Genomic DNA, 15,318 nt, shown 5'->3' on the forward strand with positions numbered 1-15,318 from the left:
TACCAAGGAATTTACCAATCAAGATTACCGAAATTTCATGCCGTGGGAGATAGAAGAAGTATATGTGTGTTGAAACAACACCGGTCTCATCGTATATTTCTTGCAAAGAAAAAAGAATGCCGCAGCGCAGCCAAAAACGGAGAAGTCGTTCTCGGGAGGAGAGCACCATGTATGCACCTCGTGTCTTTTTCAGCATGATCGGTGCATTGCTTGTTTTTGCGGTTGCTACATATTTCATTCACGGCTCGTTCTATACAGCTTTCATCCAGACCCTTATCTGCGCCGTCATCCTGCAAACCGGTTATTTTATAGCAATTCTGGTTCTCGTTGCCCGGGAAAAACGCCGGATGCGCGAAACCTTTGCCCGTGATCTCAGCGCCGAGACCATGACGACGGACACGGTAAGCAGCGCCCCGCCACACGGCGCAAAACTGACCGATATGTGACCTCTCGCGTATATTCTTTTATTGCGTCGCAAAAAATCGCTTGCATCCACACCCCTGACACTTTCTGCTGGCCAAATCCTGACGGTTCGTCAAAGCAGAAGGACAACACATGGTGAGCGGTTCACAGCCCATTTGCGTCATCATCGCTGCGAAAAACGCATCTGAAACAATAGAGATCGCCATCCGCTCCGCCCTTGTGGAACCGGAGGTCGCCGAAGTCGTGGTGATCGACGATGGCTCCACCGATGCGACCAGCGATGTGGCGCATGCGGCGGATGACGGCACGGGCCGTTTGAGGGTCGTGCGATTCGAGGTCAATCGCGGCCCTTCGGCTGCCCGCAACCATGCGATCTCGATTTCATCCGCGCCGCTCATCAGTATTCTCGATGCGGACGACTTCTTTTTCCGGGGTCGTTTTGCCGCCATGCTGGCCGATGACGACTGGGATCTGGTCGCCGACAATATCGCCTTCATCCAGCAATCGGTTCCGGGCGCATCGTCCATGCAGCCGGCCCGCTTTGAACCACAGGCCCGGTTCCTGTCGCTGACGGAATTTGTGGAAGGCAATATTTCCCGACCCGGCGTGGAGCGCGGAGAAACCGGCTTTCTGAAACCGGTGATCCGCCGCGCCTTTCTGGACAAACACGCGCTGCGTTATGACGAGCGCCTGCGTCTAGGCGAAGACTACGAGCTCTACACCCGCGCACTTGCCGCCGGCGCCCGCTACAAGGTCATCCGCCATTGCGGTTACGGGGCGATCGTTCGTGGCAACTCGCTGAGCGGCCGCCACAGCACCGAGGATCTCCGCCGTTTATACCAGGCCGACAAGGCTATTCTCGCCGACTGCAAACTTTCCGCCAGCGAGACGGCGATCCTGCGTGAGCACGAAAAACACATCCGCGCCAAATTCGAGCTTCGCCATTTTCTCGATGCTAAAAAGCAGAAAGGCATGGGCGGCGCGCTGTCCCACGCTCTTGCACGTCTGCCTGCCCTGCCCGCCATCACACGCGGTATCTGGACCGACAAGACCGCCCGCTTTCGCAAACCGCCGCAACCGGTCCGGGACGTTCGCTATCTGCTCGACGGCACGCCGGTTTCGTGAGGGAAAACGGCGTGCGGGGTTTGGGGAGACAATCTTGCCCAACACTCCGCCGTCATCCTCGGGCTTGTCCCGAGGATCCAACCACGTCGCATTAAATCAGTCGGTTGCAGATGCTCGGGACAGGCCCGAGCATGACGGTAGAGAAGTCAGAGGATATTATCTTTAAGCAAGAACGGCAAAAAATTTCCTGCCGCACCCGACATTTGACCCCTAGAGATAATCGCGCTTGACCGTTTCCAGAACGGCGGAAAAACGCTCCTTGCGTTCCTCCAGCCTGCCATCCGGGCTAAGACGCGGCTCGGCACGGCTCGCCTGCCACAAGGCCAGCGTCGAAGGTGCTGCCAGCACCTGCTTTGCCAGTTTGCGCAGCGACAGGGATTGCGTTTCCTGCGGCCGCACCAGCACATCGCCCTCATGTGACGGGACAGAGCCGGTCTCGGCAACGACAGCAGCAGGCGGCGGCGGGAAGTTCATGCCCCAGAAACGCGAACCCTTTTTCGCTGCCTCAGCGCGGGTCGAAACGGGCACGTAACGCGGCTGATATTCCACACCCACTGTGCCCGCCCAATCGCTCCATTTGAAGCTGTTGATCGAGGGAGATGTGCTGACCGCAACCCACGGCACACGGAACGCATCGGCAAGAATGGCACCATGCATGGATTCCGCCACGATGAATTCCGATTGAGCGATGGCGCGGATGACCGACATTGCCTCGCCGCGCGGGTCGAGATAGGTCAGCCCCGCCGGTTCGCAGACGGTTTCCCACATGCCGAATTCCGCCGATTCCCAGTGGGGAACGAAGGTTTTCTTGTGCAGTTTTGGCAAGCCTTTGAACTCGGGCATCTCGGTCACCATAACGGCGGGATCGACGATGCCTTTTTCGGGAGCAAGTCCGAGCTTGGCTGCGGTTTTTTCGCCGCGCACGCAGCGAATATCCCAAAATCCGGTGCTCGTGTCAGGCACCGCGCCGTAGCCATAACCGCTGCCGATCACCAGCTTGCGCTGTTTTGCGGGCAGCAGGGTATCGTTGAGAACCGTGCCGACACCGACAAGCATCACGTCATCATGCACGTCCCGCAGCCCGGGGAGCAGAAAGTCCCACAGCCACAGATTGAGATCGTCGCCGAAATTGCCGTGATGCGATTCCCAGTGGTAAGGTTTCATGAGGTCACTCCTGGGTGAAAAACATATAAATTCTTGCAGGCAAGAATTCGATCATCTTGTCCGCACTATTTTGCCCGCGCCGAGCTCAAAAGCGGCTCGAAGAAGTGCTGGATCGCGCATCGCCCACTTCAGCAGCAGTCCGAATTCGGGCAGCTTGCGCCGTTTCAGATTGCCCGCCTGGCTCCACAGCGCCTGTTTTCGCGCCGTGTTTTTATAGGAAGCTATCGATGCCACATCGTCCGGCCGCCGCGAAAAACGCCCCTCCAGAGTATCGAGCGCCACCCAGGTATTGAACTGCTGGCGCAGGAATTCCGGCGAGGTGTTGTCGATGCTGTGGAAGATATTGACGCCCATGCCACGCATCGCGCCGGCATCGTCACACAGAAGCGTGCGCTTCGATGCGAGGATGGAATCGCAAAAAAACAGCACATCTTCCGCCGCCAACCGGAGTGCCGGATCGAAGCGTATCTTCTCAAACAGGGGACGACCGATCACCATGCAGGAGAGGTGCAGGAAGCTCCAGTTGCGCAGCATCACGCTTGCCAGATCCGGCAGCTCGATCACCAGAGGCCGCTCCGAAAGCCTTGCGGCACCCTCGTTCTTTTCCAGCTCGGAAATGGCGAAATGGTAATAAAATTCGTCACTTGCCTGCATGGATGCCCAGTAGCACTCACCGCCAAATGTCGTGAGCGCGAAGGTCGCATTCTGGAGATGATCGGGCGTCCAGATATCGTCCGAATCAAGAAACGCCACGTAATCGGTGCCATCTGGAACATGGTCGAGACCGGTATTGCGCGCCCCACCCGGCCCGCCATTGGCCTGCTTAATGACGATAATCCGGTCTTTCTGCGCTTGCGAAAGTTCTGCAAGCTCATTGTCTATCGGATATGGCGATTCGTCATCGACGATAACAAGATCGAAATCCTGGTAAGTCTGCGCAAAAACCGATGCGAGCGCACGTCCAAGAATTCCGTGCTGCTTTTGATAATAGGGAATGACGACAGTAAATCTTGCCATTGTTTCGCCCCTTGCGTTGATCAAGAAGTGTCGGGCCCGATCCTAAAAGCGGCCCCGATGGTATCGGCAACTCCCCACCGGCGTTCCTCCCCGCCGGCCTCCAGAAACAGGATGCTTGTATGCCCCCAGCTCCAAATGTAAAGACCATCACCACGAATGTCGGCTGGAGCGTTCTGTCTAAGACAGGGACATTCGGGCTTAAATTTGTCACCGTCCCCATTCTCGCTCGACTGCTTTCCCCAGAAGAATTCGGCGTGGTGGCGGTAGGACTAACGGTTGTACAATTCCTCACCATGATAGCCGGAGCGGGGCTAACCTCGGCGCTGATTGTCGAAAAAGAAGAGGATATGGATACGATCCATACCGTTTTCTGGGCAAATCTGGCGATTTCCTGCACCATGGCCGCCGTTCTCTACATCTTCGCGGAGTTTTTCGGCGGGCTTCTGGGTGCGGTGGAAAGCGCCTATCTGCTGCGCATCATGGCCTTTCTCATCCCTTTGCAACTTGCGGGTGATGTCGCCTATTCGTTGCTTGCCCGGCGCATGAACTTCAGCCAGGACGCGCTGTGGAGTATGGCGTCCGAAAGCATCGCGGCGGTGGTTGCCGTTGCTATGGCCCTTTTCGGCTTCGGCGTCTGGGCCCTCATCATCCAGCTTTTCGCCGCTGCTCTCATCAGGCTTGTCGGGCTTTACGCCGTTTCCCGCTATTGCCCGCGTTTCGTCATGAAACCGCGCCGTCTGGTGCCGCTTCTCGGCTTCAGCTCCGGCCTGATGGGGTCGGAAATCGCCAATTTCGTCACCTTCCAGTCGCCGATGGTGGTGATCGCCCGGCATCTTGGCCTTGCCGATGCCGGCGCCTATTCCGCCTCCAACCGCTTTGCCAGCATTCCCAATCAGGTCGTGCTGTCCGCCGTCATGGGTGTTTTGTTTCCCGCCTTCAGCCGCATGATGGACGATCCGCAACGCCGGCGTGATGCGCTGATGTTCAGCACACAGGTGCTGACGGTGCTGCTTGCGCCGATGATGTTCGGCCTATGGGCGGTGGCCGAGCCGGCCATGCTAGTGATCTTCGGTCAGAACTGGGCCTATGCCTGGCCAGTTCTCGGCCTTCTGGCTTTGTCGAAGGCGATTCTCACGCCCTGCAGCACTTTCATCCCCTATCTCAAGGGTGCCGGTTATGGGCGCGTGCTGTTCTGGTCGGCGACGATCCGCGCCATCGTCACCACGGTCGCCGTCTGGGCCGCTGCCGTTTACGGCAGCCTGATCGACGCGATGATATGGCTCTGCATCGTCAATGCGGTGACGCTGATCGCCTATTCCTGGGCCGTATTCAGGGCCAGCGATACGCCGTTTTTCAGCGGCCTCTATGTCAGCAGCAGGCCGATGATAGCGGCTCTGGTCATGGCCGTTTCGGTGCGTTACCTGCTTCACATCCTTGCCGAACGCATCCCCAGCGCAACCCTCCAGGTCCTCGTCGGCGCCGCGGTCGGCGGCGTCATCTATGCGGTGTTGATCCTGCTGACCGAACGCGCGCTGCTTCGAAAAATCCTCGGAATGGTCAAATCGCGGCGAATGCGTGAAAACGCAACCCAAGGTTAGCAGCCAACGACCGGAAGTGCCTCATTTCGGCCGCTAACCGGCCCTTCCCGTCACGGATAAGTCCGCCGTGACGGAGTGGCAAAACCATTCTTTTTGCGGCGCAATATCGCGACCGACGATAATAACGCACCCTTCGACGTTTTTTAACGATGACTGGAAATTACAAAAATACAAATAATTTCAGTTAGTTGATTTTTTAAACTCTCCAGGAATACCGGAACGCCAGACAATCACCCGCAATATCTAAGCTTGTGTTTTTCCCGCGTCGCCACATTTTACCCTAAAGTCGAAACCAGAATTACGAGTGCGGGCTTAAGTTCGCTCTGGTTGCAACGCGGCGTGGGTGGACGCCGCCCAATTAGGGGTGACTGATGTGACTGTCGATCAGAACCTATCCTCCCGTATCAATTTGATGCGCATATTGCTGATCTCCGGAATCGTGTTCGTCCATGTGCCGCACGATGCCGAAACCAGCCCATTTCTTGGCCTTTACGGCTTCTTCGACTGGCTGCGCATTTTTTTGGGCGATGCCCTGTTTCGCATCGGTGTGCCCTGTCTCAGCGCCATTTCCGGATATTTGCTGTTTCGCCGCGGCATGAGCGAATTCGATTACTCGGCGACGATCCGCTCGAAGTCGAAGACAGTGCTCTTGCCCTTCTTCATCTGGAACGGTGCGCTGTTTGGCGTCGTTTTGCTGGTCCAGCTGTTCGATGTCGGTGTGGGTTATTTCCCGGATCTCTGGAACGCCACCGCGCGTGAAATCATCAGCCATGGAACCGCACTTGAAGAACTGCCGGTGAATGTGCCGCTCTATTTCCTGCGCGACCTGTTTGTCTGCATCCTGCTGTCGCCGGTGCTCGCCTTTCTCATGCGCCGCTTTGCGCTGCCGACGCTCGCTCTCCTGCTGTTCATCACCGCCCTGCCGGATTTGACGATCTTCATCGTCCAGAAAAAATCCATCCTTTTCAGCTTCTCGCTCGGCATCGCGCTTGCCCTGCACCGCGTCAATGTCAAGGCGCTCGACCCTTATGCCTTCCCGATCATGGCTGTGACCTTTGTCGCCGCGGCCATGCTGGCGACGGGCCTCTATTTCACCGGCCCGGAATTTACTTTCTGGCTGAACATGTCGCGCAATTTGCTCGCGGTCTTCGGGGCGCTGGGTTTCTGGGCGTCTTCGGCGCTTTTGATCCGGAGCAGGCTCGGCAAGCGGCTTTCCGAAACCGGAAGCCTCAGCTTCTGGATATTCTGCGCCCATTATCCGCTGCTCGTCATCATGTGGATGGTGTGGAACAAGGGCGGACCCGATTTCTACCCCGCCTTCTACGTTATCGCGACGCTTTCCGCCTTTGCTATTCTGGTGGTCAGCAACGCCCAGACCCGCAAATACCTGCCGGCCGTCTATGCCGTGCTGACCGGAAGCCGGAACGGCAAACGCAAGACGACGGCCGATTTTGCCGCAAAACGGGCCTCTATGATCGGTCCGCCCACATCCGAAACACTTTATTCGCAACGACAGAGGTGAACCAATGACAACATTTGTCACCCGCGTTCAGACACGCATTCTTCTCGCCGCCGCCCTGCTGGCGACACCCTTCACGACACCGAGCCAGGCACAAGAAGGCAACGGTACATCCTTCATCGAGAACTTCGACACGATGGACAGGTCGTTCTGGTACGTCTCCGACGGCTGGAACAACGGTTCGCATCAGAACTGCACCTGGTCGAAGAAGCTGGCAACAGTTGAAAACGGCCAGCTGACACTCGGTTTTGAAGAAGCCAAGGCTGGCGATCGCAACTTCGCCTGCGGGGAAATCCAGACCAAGGGGCGGTATCGCTACGGCACCTATGAAGCACGGCTGAAAGCCGCCACCGGCTCCGGGCTGAATTCCGCTTTCTTCACCTATATCGGCCCAACCGACAAAAAGCCCCATGATGAAATCGACTTCGAGGTTCTCGGCAAGAATACGGCTCAGGTACAGCTGAACCAGTATGTTTCCGCCAAGGGCGGCAATGAGAAGCTGGTGCCGGTGGCAGGTGGGGCCGATGCCGGCTTCAACGATTACGCCTTCGTGTGGGAGCCGCAACGCCTGCGTTATTACGTCAACGGCAAGCTCGTCCACGAAGTCACGGACGCGACGAAAATCCCGCAGAACGCCCAGAAGATTTTCTTCAGCCTGTGGGGAACCGACACGCTGAAGGACTGGATGGGTGCCTTTTCCTATTCCGGCACGACCCAGATGACCGTTGACCGCTTCGCCTTCACCGCGCTCGGCGACAAATGCCAGTTTCCCGAATCCATCGCCTGCGCGCTCAACTGACCGCCTTTTTCAACCTGAGCCGCGGCGTCCTTGACGCATGAAACCAACCGGAACCCATGCATGACCCATATTCTTTATCTCGCGCATGATCTGTCGGACCCCGCCATTCGCCGGCGGGTGCTGACCTTGCTTGCGGGCGGAGCGCGGGTCACGCTGGCGGGCTTCCGGCGCGGACAGAACCGGCTTGCGGAGATCGACGGCGTCGTACCCGTCATTCTCGGAGAAACCGCCGACGGGCAGTTTCTCCAGCGCATGGCGGCGGTGGCGAAAGCCAGCCTTTCGCTTGGCAAAACATTGCGCGGCATCCCCACGCCCGATGTCATTCTTGCCAGAAATCTGGAAATGCTGGCTCTGGCGAAACGGGCCATGTCGCTTTACGACCGAGAACCTGCGCTGGTTTACGAATGCCTCGATATTCACCGCCTGCTTCTCAACGAGGGCAAGCCCGGGCAGCTCCTCAATGCGGCGCAGCGTTATTTCGCCCGCGACGCCAAGCTGCTGGTGACGAGTTCACCGGCTTTCGTGGAGCATTATTTCAAACCGGTCTCCGGCCTTAACCTTCCCGTGCTGTTGCAGGAAAACAAGGTGCTGGCGCTAGACGCCACTGTTGCAGCCACCCCGCAACCGCGCCCGCCTGCCCCCGGCGAGCCGTGGAAAATCGGCTGGTTCGGCGCGCTGCGCTGCCGCAAGTCGCTCGAAATCCTCGCTGAATTTGCACGGCGCATGGATGGCAAGGTCGAAATCATCCTGCGCGGCCGGCCGGCCTATTCCGAGTTTGCGGATTTCGATGGCTTCGTGGCCGCCGCTCCGCATGTGCATTTCCACGGCGCCTACAAGAACCCCGAGGATCTGGCCGCCATCTACAATGAAGTGCAGTTCACCTGGGCGATCGACTTTTTCGAGGAAGGCCAGAATTCGAGCTGGCTGCTGCCCAACCGGCTTTACGAGGGCTGCCTTTATGGCACCCTGCCGATTGCGCTTGCCGGCACGGAAACCGCCCGCTTCATCGAAAAACGCAATATCGGTTTTGCCCTGCAAAACGCAGGAGCCGACAATCTGGCCGCTCTTTTCGAGAGCATGACACCGCAAACCTACACGGACGCCTTCGGCGCCCTGTCGACGCTCGATAAAAAACAATGGCTGACCGACCGCGACGATTGCCGTCAGCTGGTCCAGCAATTGTCCTCTCTCGCCAAATCCGCTTCCGGCCATGCCCGTGAAGCTGCGTTTTCACCCGTGTAATGCGTAGGGGGCAAATCATGGAAGGTCGCGTCAAATCCGGCATCAGAACTCTGATCGTCATTCCGTGCCTCAACGAGGCAAAGACGATCGAAGCGCTGCTCAACAAATTCACCGGCGCGATGGAGGGACGTATTTTCCGCATCGTCGTTGCCGACGGCGGCAGCAAGGACGGAACCCGTGACATCGTTTCCGCCTTTGCCGCCACAGATGATCGCGTCACACTCCTTCCCAATCCCAAACGCATCCAGAGCGCCGGTATCAACCTTGCCGTTTCCACCTTCGGCGAAGATTTCGACTATCTGATCCGCATCGACGCCCATGGCGATTATCCTGATGATTATTGCCAAAGGCTGATCGAGGATGCGGAGCGCACCGGCGCGGATTCCATCGTTGTCGCCATGGATACGGTCGGCCACGGCCTGTTCCAGAAGGCAACGGCAATTGCCCAGAACTCCAAGCTCGGCAATGGCGGTTCCAAGCATCGTGAAGGCGCCAAGGGACACTGGATCGACCACGGCCACCACGCGCTGATGCGGATCGCCGCATTCGACGCCGTCGGCGGTTACGATGAAAGTTTCAGTCACAACGAGGATGCCGAACTGGATTTCCGGTTGCGCAAATCCGGTTTCCGCATCTGGATGACCGACAAGACCCGCATGACCTATTATCCGCGCGACAGCGTCATGCCGCTGTTTAGGCAATATCTCGCCTATGGCCGTGGCCGCGCGAAAAACCTTCTGAAACATCGCTCGATCCCGAAGATCCGCCAGATGATTCCGCTCGCCGTCCTGCCGGTTTTCGTGCTTGCCCTGCTGTCGCTTGTGCATTGGGCAGCTCTTATTCCGCTCGGCCTCTGGATCGCCGCATGTGTGGGTTATGGCTTGTGGATGGCAATAGGTCAGAAAAACCCATACGGCCCGCTCGCCGCCTTTTCAGCAATGGTGATGCATCTGGCGTGGTCCACCGGCTTCTGGCTGGAACTCCTGAAATTCCGGGGAAGAAAGGCTGTCTCATGACCGACCTCACCGTCGCCGACCCACGCAATTCAAAGACCGTCGATATCGGCATCTGCACCTACAGACGACCGGCGCTGGTTGCCACACTTCTGTCACTCTTCGAGCTGGAAGTGCCTGAAGGCGTGACCGTTCGCCTGATCGTCGCCGACAACGATGAGCAGCCGAGCGCCAGGGCAAGTGTGGATCGGCTGCGCGAAACCTCGCCTTTCGAAATCACCTATGTCCATTGCCCGAAATCGAACATCTCGATTGCCCGCAATGCCTGCCTGTCGGAATGCCGGGCCGACTATCTGGCCTTTATCGATGACGATGAGACGGCCCCGCCACACTGGCTGGCAGCGCTTCTCGAAAAAGCTGAGGAAACCGATGCGGAAGTCGTCCTCGGCCCCGTGACGGCGGTTTATCGGGAAAACGCACCTAGCTGGATGAAGCGCGGCGATTTTCACTCGACCGTTCCAGTCTGGGTGAGTGGCGAGATCATCACCGGTTATACCTGCAACACGCTTCTCAAGATGGATGCGCCATCGGTGAAGGACCGGCGTTTCGCACTGGCGCTCGGCCAGAGCGGCGGCGAAGACACCCATTTTTTCTCGCATCTTCACGCCGCGGGCGGTCGCATCGCCTTTGCGGAAAACGCCATGCTTTCCGAGCCGGTGCCGGAACGCCGCGCCCGTTTCATGTGGCTTGCCAAACGCCGCTTCCGCTCCGGCCAGACCCATGGCCGTGTGCTGGCGGAAAAGAAGCCCGGCGCACGACGCGTGATACAGGTGGTGAAGGCCGGCTCGAAAGTGCTCTATTGCGCCGTCTTTGCCGCGCTGAACGGTTTCAACGCCGTGCGCCGCAACCGCTATGCGCTGCGCGGTGCCTTGCATATGGGCTCGGTCAGCGGCGCCTTTGGGGTGCGTGAAATTCGCCAATACGGCACGGTGGAGGCGACCTGATGGAGAACCTTAACCCTCAGCCCGATATCAGCTTCGTCATCGCCTCCTATAATGCCGCCGAGACGGTCGAAGCCGCCATTCAAAGCGCGCTCGACCAGCAGGGAGTGACGCTGGAAGTGATCATCGTGGACGACCGCTCCGCCGACCAGACGATCCCGCTCGTTGAGGCAATCGCCGCCACCGACCCGCGCGTCAAGCTGCTTGCGCTCGAACAAAACCTCGGGCCGGGCGGCGCACGCAATGCCGGCATCGACGCCGCAATGGGACGTTTTATCGCCGTGCTCGATTCCGACGATGTCATCCGTCCCGAACGCTCCGCCTGCATGTTGTGCCGGGCAGAGGCCGCCAATGCGGTGATTGCGGTCGATAATCTCGATGTCGCCTATGCCGACGGCAGGGCGATGGAGACGATGTTTCCGGAAGAATTTCTGGAGGAAAGGCCCGTCCTCACCCTTGAGGACTTCATTTCCTCCAACATCCTTTTCCGCTCCACCTTCAACTTCGGCTACATGAAGCCGATGTTCCGGCGCGATTTCCTGAATTCGGAGGGGCTGCGCTTCCAGGAAGATATCCGCATCGGCGAGGACTATATCCTGCTGGCCTCGGCGCTTGCCGCCGGCGGCCTCTGCGTCATCGAGCCGAAACCGGGTTACATATATAATATCCGCGAAGGCTCGATCTCGCGCGTGCTCGAAATTCATCACGTCGAAGCGATGATGAAGGCGGATCAGACGTTTTTGAGCCATTACACGCTGCTGCCCGCCGCCATGGATGCGCAGCAGGCCAGAAACCGCAGCCTGCGGCTGGCCTATAATTTCCTGACATTGGTGGAAGACCTCAAGCGCCGCTCGATTATCGGCGCCTTGAAGACCACGATCAGAGATCCTGCCGTGCTGGGCCATTTAAGAATGCCCATTGCGGTACGGCTAAGAAGGTTGCGGGACGCGATGTTTGCGCCCGCGGCAAATACTGGGGTGAAAAGGCAGATTTCGTAAGATTTGCGAGCGGACAAGTCTGCAAGCGGGCGGATCTGCAAGCGGACTGGGGACAGATCAAACCTTGATGAAGGAGAACGCGATGGACCTGAACAGAACTGTCAGAAAAGCCGTCATTCCCGTAGCCGGCAACGGCACGCGGTTTTTGCCCGCCACCAAGGCGATGCCGAAGGAAATGCTGACGATCGTCGACCGGCCGGTCGTGCAATATGCCGTCGATGAAGCCATGCAGGCCGGCATCGAGCATATTATTTTCGTGACCAGCCGCAACAAGACCGCCATCGAAGACTATTTCGACAGCGCGCCCGAGCTTATCAACACGCTGACCCGCTCCGGCAAGACGGTGCAGGTATTGCAGCTTGAAAAGATGCTGCCGGTCGCCGGCACCGTCAGCTATACGCGCCAGCAGGTGCCGCTCGGTCTCGGCCACGCCGTCTGGTGTGCCCGCGAACTGGTGGGCAAGGAGCCTTTCGCGCTGCTTCTGCCTGATATGGTTTCCTATGGCGCACGCGGCTGCATTGCCGGGCTGATGGAACTTTACGACGAGGTCGGCGGCAATATTCTCGGTGTTGAGGAGTGCCTGCCGGAAGAAGTGTCGTCCTATGGCGTCGTCGGCGTTGGTGAGAAAGTCCACCACGGCTTTGGTGTCACCGAAATGGTCGAGAAGCCGGAACCATCCAAGGCGCCTTCGAATTATTACCTGAACGGCCGTTATATTCTGCAGCCGGAAATCTTCGATATCCTCGCCAAGCAGGAGCGCGGCGCGGGCAATGAAATCCAGCTGACCGACGGCATGAAACGGCTCGCCGAAAAGCAGGCCTTCCATGCGCAGAAATATAGCGGGCGCACATTCGACTGCGGCAGCAAGCAGGGCTTCATCGCCGCCAACGTCGCCTTCTCGCTGATGCGCGCCGACATGGAGGCGCAGGTTCTTGCCTCCGTCAAGGAACTGGTCGCAAACCACGAAAGCCGCGTTCAGGCGGCATGATTTTAATCGCGCCACCGGGGAGGCGGCCGGCGCACCAATAACGGGGGGCGGGAAGGCGAGCGTGGCTCGGCTTCCCGCGTACCATTTTTAATTCACAAGGTAGGTCCATGCACCACAAGACCTTTAAATCCAGCATCGGTTTTCCGGATCCCGGCAAGGATGCCGACACCTTCATCGACCTCGACCGCCTCTGGGCCGCCGTGGTGCGTCGCGCCAATGTCATTGCCGCCTCGGTCATCGCCGCCGTGGTTCTGGCCGGCCTTTATCTGGTGCTTGCGACCCCCGTTTACACCGCGATGACGCAGGTGTTGCTGGATGAAAGTCTTTCCCGCTACGCGGAAGAGGAATCGCCGGTACCCGCCGCCCAGATCGTCGACAACCGCATCGCCAGCGCCGTGGAAATTTTGAAATCCAAGGAAATGGCGCTGACCGTGGTCGACAAGGCCAAGCTCGATGAGAACGACACCATCGTTAATCCGTCGATGTCGCCGGTCGATCTCGTCAAATCCTCCGTGCGCGGCATCGTCGACCTCATCCTGCCGGGCGATCCCCCAGCCTCCGACGCGGCAATCCGCGCCGGACGCCGCGAAAAGGCCGCCGCCGTGCTGCAGCAATCGCTGATCGTGGAGCGTGTCGGCCGCAGCTCGGTCATCGCCATCTCCACCCGCTCGACGGACCGGCAGCTTGCGGCGCTCATCGCCAAGACCTATGCGCAGGCCTATCTGACCGAACAGCTGAATGCCAATTTCGACGCCAGCGAGCGCGCTTCCGTGTGGTTGCAGGAGCGCATGAGCGACCTGAACCAGCGGGCGCAGGCCGCCCAGCTTGCGGTCGAAAAATTCAAGACGGACAATAATATCGTTTCCTCGCGCGGCGAGCTGATGTCGGAAGGCCAGCTGGCCGATCTCAACGGCCAGCTGATTGCAGCGCAGGCGGATGTCGCGACGGCTGCGGCCCGTTATGGTCAGTATAAATCCATTATCGACCGGGGACCGGATGCGGCCGTCGACAATGCGGTCGTTTCCGCACGGGATGCCGACAATTCGGTCATTCAGGACCTTCGCAAGCGCTACATCACAATCTCGGACCGTTTGCAGGGCGTCATCCAGCAGTTCGGTGCCGATCATCCACAGGCGGCAGCGCTGGAGGGTGAGAAGAAAGAGATTGCAAGGCAGATATTCCAGGAACTGCAGCAGGTCACGGGCAGCCTGAAGAACGAATACGACGTCTCCAATTCCCGTGTACAATCGCTGCGCGACAATATCGACCGCGTGGCGGGCCGCAATTCGCAGGCCAACATCACCATGGTGCAATTGCGTGAGCTTGAGCAACGGGCAACCGCGCTGCGCACGCTTTACCAGTCCTACCTCGGACGTTTCGAGGAGGCCTCGCAGAAGCAGTCGCTGCCGATCGCCAAGGCCCGTATCATCTCCGAAGCGGGTCTGCCGACAGCACCTTCCAGCCCGAAAAAGACCATGACCATGGCGCTTTCGGTCATTCTCGGCCTGATGCTGGGCGGCGGCATCGCAGCGCTACTTGAGTTCCGGGATCGGTTTTTCCACACCGGCAATGATGTGCGCGACAATCTGCGCATGCGTTTTCTGGGCTACCTGCCCTTTATCGGGGAAAGGGGTGCGGAAACCGCAAAGTCGGGCACCGCTGCCGCCACCCCCGGCAGCGAGAGCACGTCCATCGACGAAAACGGTCAGGTCTCATTCCAGAAAATGCTGCGCCTTGCCGTCGACAGCCCGCGCTCCAGCTTTGCGGAGACGCTTCGCAACGTGAAGCTGACGGCGGATGTCGTCATTCAGGAACGCCAGTGTCGGGTCATCGGCGTCATCTCGTGCCTGCCGAACGAAGGTAAATCGGTCGTGGCGCTCAATCTCGCCGGTCTGATCGCCTCCACCGGCAAGCGCACGCTTGTGGTGGATGCCGATATCCGCAACCCCGGCCTCAGCCGCATGCTGACAACGCGGCAATCCGCCGGTCTGGTGGAGGTCGTGCTTGACGAGATACCGTGGACGCAGGCGGTGAAGGTCGATACCCGCACGAAAATGGGCATCCTGCCGGTTTCCACCAGCAACCAGTTTGCCCATTCAAGCGAGCTTCTTGCCTCCTCCGGCATGCGCAAATTCATCGAATCCGCGCGCGAGGCCTGCGACTACATCATCGTCGACCTTGCACCCGTCGTTCCCGTCATCGACGCGAAAGCCTTCGCGCCGCAGGTGGACGGTTTCGTCTTCGTGACGGAATGGGGCAAGACGCCGATCCAGATGGTACAGAACCTGATGGCCAACGAACCGCAGATCGCTAACAAGACGCTGGGTATCGTGCTGAACAAGACCGACATGACGGAATTGCAGCGTTATGCCGGCCCCGGTGGTTCGGAACACTATCACGAGACGTTTGCGGCCTACTACGGCGACGCCAAACCGCCGGTGAAGGAAAACGCCTGAATGTGGAGCGGCCCGGTAAAAACCGGGCCGTTCTT

13 protein-coding genes are annotated in these 15,318 nt (G+C 58.8%); 11 read left to right on the plus strand and 2 right to left on the minus strand.

What is annotated here, in order from left to right:
- The first annotated feature begins 167 nt into the window (after positions 1-167).
- Positions 168-446, plus strand: coding sequence for an exopolysaccharide production repressor protein (locus RBH10_RS03305; RefSeq protein ID WP_045015681.1), 279 nt, complete (start codon positions 168-170; stop codon positions 444-446).
- 109 nt (positions 447-555) lie between these two features.
- Complete coding sequence (locus RBH10_RS03310; RefSeq protein ID WP_045015680.1) at positions 556-1,548, plus strand: glycosyltransferase family 2 protein; 993 nt, start codon at positions 556-558, stop codon at positions 1,546-1,548.
- A 210-nt stretch (positions 1,549-1,758) separates the two neighbouring features.
- Here the strand turns inward: RBH10_RS03310 and RBH10_RS03315 are convergent, their stop codons facing one another.
- Positions 1,759-2,712, minus strand: coding sequence for a polysaccharide pyruvyl transferase family protein (locus tag RBH10_RS03315; RefSeq protein WP_281039041.1), 954 nt, complete (start codon positions 2,710-2,712; stop codon positions 1,759-1,761).
- A 51-nt stretch (positions 2,713-2,763) separates the two neighbouring features.
- The gene (locus RBH10_RS03320) at positions 2,764-3,729 is read right to left on the minus strand and encodes a glycosyltransferase family A protein (RefSeq protein ID WP_045015678.1); all 966 of its coding nucleotides are present in this window, start codon (positions 3,727-3,729) and stop codon (positions 2,764-2,766) included.
- Positions 3,730-3,848: 119 nt separating this feature from the next.
- Here RBH10_RS03320 and RBH10_RS03325 point away from each other — a divergent pair, with 119 nt between their 5' ends.
- The 9 genes from RBH10_RS03325 (at position 3,849) to RBH10_RS03365 (ending at position 15,283) form a co-directional block, all read left to right on the plus strand.
- Positions 3,849-5,327, plus strand: a complete 1,479-nt coding sequence (locus RBH10_RS03325; RefSeq protein ID WP_281039040.1) for a lipopolysaccharide biosynthesis protein — start codon at positions 3,849-3,851, stop codon at positions 5,325-5,327.
- A 373-nt stretch (positions 5,328-5,700) separates the two neighbouring features.
- Positions 5,701-6,849 carry an acyltransferase gene (locus RBH10_RS03330; RefSeq protein WP_281039039.1) on the plus strand — a complete coding sequence of 383 codons (1,149 nt, stop codon included), beginning with the start codon at positions 5,701-5,703 and terminating at the stop codon, positions 6,847-6,849.
- A gap of 4 nt (positions 6,850-6,853) precedes the next feature.
- The gene (locus tag RBH10_RS03335; RefSeq protein WP_281039038.1) at positions 6,854-7,645 is read left to right on the plus strand and encodes a glycoside hydrolase family 16 protein; all 792 of its coding nucleotides are present in this window, start codon (positions 6,854-6,856) and stop codon (positions 7,643-7,645) included.
- 60 nt (positions 7,646-7,705) lie between these two features.
- Positions 7,706-8,887 (plus strand): glycosyl transferase family 1, encoded by a 1,182-nt coding sequence (locus tag RBH10_RS03340; protein WP_281039037.1) that lies wholly within the window; start codon positions 7,706-7,708, stop codon positions 8,885-8,887.
- 17 nt (positions 8,888-8,904) lie between these two features.
- On the plus strand, positions 8,905-9,903 hold the full coding sequence (locus RBH10_RS03345; RefSeq protein WP_281039036.1) for a glycosyltransferase family 2 protein: 999 nt from the start codon (positions 8,905-8,907) through the stop codon (positions 9,901-9,903).
- Positions 9,900-10,844, plus strand: coding sequence for a glycosyltransferase family 2 protein (locus RBH10_RS03350; RefSeq protein WP_281039035.1), 945 nt, complete (start codon positions 9,900-9,902; stop codon positions 10,842-10,844). Before RBH10_RS03345 ends, RBH10_RS03350 begins: the two co-directional genes overlap by 4 nt.
- On the plus strand, positions 10,844-11,839 hold the full coding sequence (locus tag RBH10_RS03355) for a glycosyltransferase family 2 protein (RefSeq protein WP_281039034.1): 996 nt from the start codon (positions 10,844-10,846) through the stop codon (positions 11,837-11,839). The genes RBH10_RS03350 and RBH10_RS03355 overlap by 1 nt, the downstream gene beginning before the upstream one ends.
- Positions 11,840-11,921: 82 nt before the next feature.
- Positions 11,922-12,827, plus strand: coding sequence for a UTP--glucose-1-phosphate uridylyltransferase (locus RBH10_RS03360; protein WP_045015670.1), 906 nt, complete (start codon positions 11,922-11,924; stop codon positions 12,825-12,827).
- Positions 12,828-12,934: 107 nt separating this feature from the next.
- Positions 12,935-15,283: a polysaccharide biosynthesis tyrosine autokinase gene (locus RBH10_RS03365; RefSeq protein ID WP_281039033.1), complete on the plus strand. Its 2,349-nt coding sequence runs from the start codon at positions 12,935-12,937 to the stop codon at positions 15,281-15,283.
- The last annotated feature ends 35 nt before the right edge of the window (positions 15,284-15,318 follow it).

This window comes from Rhizobium sp. AN73 (assembly GCF_030757975.1).
GTDB lineage: Bacteria > Pseudomonadota > Alphaproteobacteria > Rhizobiales > Rhizobiaceae > Agrobacterium > Agrobacterium arsenijevicii.

Bases quoted from the DNA above. Each gene is read 5' to 3' on its own strand.
- RBH10_RS03360 (WP_045015670.1), top strand. From the start codon at position 11,922: ATGGACCTGAACAGAACTGTCAGAAAAGCCGTCATTCCCGTAGCCGGC.
- RBH10_RS03320 (WP_045015678.1), bottom strand. From the start codon at position 3,729: ATGGCAAGATTTACTGTCGTCATTCCCTATTATCAAAAGCAGCACGGA.
- RBH10_RS03350 (WP_281039035.1), top strand. From the start codon at position 9,900: ATGACCGACCTCACCGTCGCCGACCCACGCAATTCAAAGACCGTCGAT.
- RBH10_RS03305 (WP_045015681.1), top strand. From the start codon at position 168: ATGTATGCACCTCGTGTCTTTTTCAGCATGATCGGTGCATTGCTTGTT.
- RBH10_RS03365 (WP_281039033.1), top strand. From the start codon at position 12,935: ATGCACCACAAGACCTTTAAATCCAGCATCGGTTTTCCGGATCCCGGC.
- RBH10_RS03325 (WP_281039040.1), top strand. From the start codon at position 3,849: ATGCCCCCAGCTCCAAATGTAAAGACCATCACCACGAATGTCGGCTGG.
- RBH10_RS03315 (WP_281039041.1), bottom strand. From the start codon at position 2,712: ATGAAACCTTACCACTGGGAATCGCATCACGGCAATTTCGGCGACGAT.
- RBH10_RS03355 (WP_281039034.1), top strand. From the start codon at position 10,844: ATGGAGAACCTTAACCCTCAGCCCGATATCAGCTTCGTCATCGCCTCC.
- RBH10_RS03340 (WP_281039037.1), top strand. From the start codon at position 7,706: ATGACCCATATTCTTTATCTCGCGCATGATCTGTCGGACCCCGCCATT.
- RBH10_RS03310 (WP_045015680.1), top strand. From the start codon at position 556: ATGGTGAGCGGTTCACAGCCCATTTGCGTCATCATCGCTGCGAAAAAC.
- RBH10_RS03335 (WP_281039038.1), top strand. From the start codon at position 6,854: ATGACAACATTTGTCACCCGCGTTCAGACACGCATTCTTCTCGCCGCC.
- RBH10_RS03345 (WP_281039036.1), top strand. From the start codon at position 8,905: ATGGAAGGTCGCGTCAAATCCGGCATCAGAACTCTGATCGTCATTCCG.